Below are 3,378 nucleotides of genomic sequence, written 5' to 3'. Positions count from 1 at the left end.
ACAAATATCCCATGGAATAGTTTATAATAAGGCTACAGGCCATCGCGAGGACCACGCAAGCGAGGACAAAAAAACTACGGAGGTATCTATGGCACGCAAAGCACAGGCCGCCAATAACCTTGTGTCGCGGGATGACTGTGTTCTCATTATCATCGACGTTCAGGAGAAACTGATGCCCGTTATCTCAGAAAGGCAAGGGGTTACACAGAACGTCATACGACTTGCGCGTTTTGCCAATATGGCAGGAATCCCGGTTGTGATCACCGAGCAGGAGAAACTCGGGTCAACGCTTCCTGAGGTCAAACAGGAACTTGTTGCCACCAGGCCCGTGTCCAAGGTGCACTTTAACTGTTTCTCCTGTAAGGAGTTTCAGGACGAGGTGTCAAGGATAGGCCGGCACACGTTAATCCTTACCGGTGTAGAGGCCCATATCTGTGTATTGCAAACAGCCCTGCACGGGCTGGGCAAGTACGAGGTACATGTTGTGGGTGATGCCGTTTCATCGCGTGCCCCCGACAACCGGAAAACAGCCCTGGAACGCATGCAGCAGTGCGGTGCAACGATAACCTCGACAGAGATGTTCATATACGAGATATTGCAGAAGGCGGGGACCGACGAGTTCAGGGCAACCCTGCCACTCGTGAAGTAGACAGCAAATAGCTGATAGCTCATAGCAACAGCAAGAACCGGGTAGGCAATAAGCAGTATGCACGCAAATCCTTTACTGCCTACTTCCTACTTCTTACTTTACGTAGAAATAGCGTATCCCGGATACATCATTTACATTCTTTGAGGGTGCCGCGTGAGCGCGGCATGAGGAATTGTTTAGTTTTTGCTGTCAGCCATGAGCTGGTTTTAATTGTGTGTCTGCTTTGGAAGGGTTAGCGTTTACTGCTTTACGTATACGAGATCTGTAGGAGAGAAGCTTGTCCCTTTTTTCGGCTTGGCCCAGCTTGCATCGACACCGAAGAGCTCAACAACCTCAAGCTCGCCCTTAAAGTTTCCCTTTTGTCTTCCAAGGGGGACCTTCGTTTTGGAGTCCAGTATCTGTTCGCCAGGTGAATAAACCTCAAGAACGCCGCCTTTTTCGAGGCCGGATAACCTTCCGGCATTCAGGTACACCTTGCCTTCCTCAATGGATGCGATACGGGCATGCCAGTCAAGAGTGAGAACGGCCTTGAGGAGGTCGTCGGCGATCATCTCTAAGGTCAGATCGATCGACTTCATTTTTGCCTTCTCCGAGCTCATATCGCCCCCCTCACGTGACAGGAAGACGGGGTTCCTTCCGGAGAGCTGCTTCAATATGGTTCCCGTATCTGTATTGTAAACATCGATGGACAGCTTGGACATGGCAAAAGATGTTTCCTGCTGTTGTTTGCCCTCGATCTTTGACGTACTGGTATATACATCGGAAAGGGTTGCCTTGAGGACTGCAACGACTCCAAAGACCTCGTTGAGCACCTTCAGGCTTGCAGGATCTGTGAGAACGCCCTGTATGTTCGTTGTATTGGGATCGATGCAGATGATAGTGCCGGTGTTCTCAAGTCGCGATATAAGACGTTTTGTTGCCAACTCACCGAGATGTTCTTCCTTGTAGTTCGTCGTGTCGCTTACCGGCAGAACGATGACCTTTCTTTTCATCTTTGGTGAGGGGTAATTAAAGTTGACCATGGCAAGGCCAGGCATGAAACCCATACCAAGGGGGAGAGATCCCATCTGCATGGGATATACCATCTGTGGCGCAATCCCTTTCTTTTTCAACTCCTCCTCGAGCTTGGCGAGTCTCTTCTCCATCTCATCCCGGTCCTTTTTCGAAGCTGTTCCTCCCGAGAGGAGACCTTCACCCATACCGGGGGAGTACTGGTCTTTCCTTACCCAGACATATTCAGGCTCGTAAGGGGTGAGCATATATCTTCTGTTCCTCGCATAGATGTATTCAACCCCATCGATGACCTTTATGTCACCCGGTTTCTGGTCACCTGCTTCCGCTGCATCCACCTTTTCACCCTTTGTTTGTGCAGATTTAGTGGTTGTGGTTGTAGTTTTAGTATCTTCTTTCTTTTTTGTAAATGGCAGGTAACTGCACGACACGAGTGTAAGCGCAAGAAAAAGAATGATATATTTTCGCATTCCGGTAATTATAAGTCAGAAAGGTTTGCAAAGTCAAATTGTATGGAAGAAAATCAGCACTCAAACCCCTTTTTTTAAAAGCGGCAGGGTAAAATGAAAGACACTCCCTTTGCCAAGCGTGCTCTCAACCCAGATTTTCCCTCCGTGCGCTTCGACAATGGATTTTACAATAAAAAGGCCGAGGCCTGATCCGTCTTCCTTTTTTCCGAAACTCCCCCTCCTGTATTTTTCAAAGATATAGAGGATTTCATCTGCGGGAATGCCTACGCCTTTATCGCTGACCGATGTAACGATAAAATCCCCATCCCTTCCGGCGCTTATCAAAACAGGGGAATCTTCATTTGAAAACTTCATTGCGTTGACAACGAGGTTTACAACAACCCTTTCAACATAGGACCTGTCGGCAAAGACAGGCGGGAGATCATCCGTCGACGCGAGGCTCACCCTCGGACCGTATAGCTGGACGATATCCCTTAAGACCTCCTTAATATCCATGGTTGCCCGTGCAAGTTCGAGCTTGCCGGACTCGATCCTGGAGATGTTCAGATAATTTTCAACGAGGTGGTAGATCTTTGAGGTATTGTCCTGAACGTTGGCGATCTTTTCCCGTAACGGTCCCTCGAGGTGTCCGTATTTTTCCTTCAGGATTCTGTTCAGAAAGCCGGTCACCGGCACCAGGAACGACTTGATATCGTGGGCGATCGATGAGATAAAATCAGCCTTGAACTCTTCGATCTTCTTTTCTTTTGAAATGTCCTGAAAAAGAAGCACCTGGCCGGTTTCCTCGCTTTCAAGGGTGTAAGGCGATATATGTATGTTTAGATATAAAGGCGAGGAAGGACCTTCGAAGATCAATTCCAGACTTGTGGCCTGCTGGTCCGGTATTATATCGAGGTTTCCAAAGATTGTTTTATAATGCCTGCCTATCGTTTGATGCCTGTCAATGCCGGTTATAGCCTCCGCAGCCCTGTTGAAATAGGTCATAACGCCCCTCTCGTCCAGCGTTACAATCCCGTCATCCATTGTCTCGAGGATCGTGAGAAGCCTTTTCCTTTCATACTTTATGATTTTTGATTTTTCCTCGAGCTCACTGTTGATAGCCTTCATCGACTCGATGTTCTCGCCGATGGTCTTCTCCCGTGCTGCAATAGATTCGACCATCTTATTCATCGATGACGCTATGAGCTTGAACTCCTTGACCGATAGACCCGTAACATCGACACGGGACTTCGTGTGTCCTTTCTCTAT

Annotated in this window: 3 protein-coding genes; 1 reads left to right on the top strand and 2 read right to left on the bottom strand. The window is 48.3% G+C overall.

All coding sequences use genetic code 11. The features are described from left to right. The first annotated feature begins 88 nt into the window (after positions 1–88). Complete coding sequence (locus PHU49_11615; protein MDD5244652.1) at positions 89–649, top strand: isochorismatase family protein; 561 nt, start codon at positions 89–91, stop codon at positions 647–649. Positions 650–888: 239 nt separating this feature from the next. Here PHU49_11615 and PHU49_11610 read toward each other — a convergent pair whose 3' ends face one another. Together PHU49_11610 and PHU49_11605 are read right to left on the bottom strand one after the other, a co-directional pair. Continuing rightward, positions 889–2,130 (bottom strand): hypothetical protein, encoded by a 1,242-nt coding sequence (locus tag PHU49_11610; GenBank protein MDD5244651.1) that lies wholly within the window; start codon positions 2,128–2,130, stop codon positions 889–891. A gap of 60 nt (positions 2,131–2,190) precedes the next feature. Continuing rightward, the coding region (locus PHU49_11605; GenBank protein ID MDD5244650.1) for an ATP-binding protein at positions 2,191–3,378 on the bottom strand (1,188 nt) is incomplete at its 5' end.

The sequence above is a fragment of the Syntrophorhabdaceae bacterium genome (genome assembly GCA_028713955.1).
Classification (GTDB): domain Bacteria; phylum Desulfobacterota; class Syntrophorhabdia; order Syntrophorhabdales; family Syntrophorhabdaceae; genus UBA5609.
This window is presented reverse-complemented; position numbering and strand designations above follow the sequence as displayed.

Excerpts from the sequence above, each read along its gene's own strand:
- PHU49_11610 (MDD5244651.1), bottom strand. The coding sequence starts at position 2,130 with ATGCGAAAATATATCATTCTTTTTCTTGCGCTTACACTCGTGTCGTGC.
- PHU49_11615 (MDD5244652.1), top strand. The coding sequence starts at position 89 with ATGGCACGCAAAGCACAGGCCGCCAATAACCTTGTGTCGCGGGATGAC.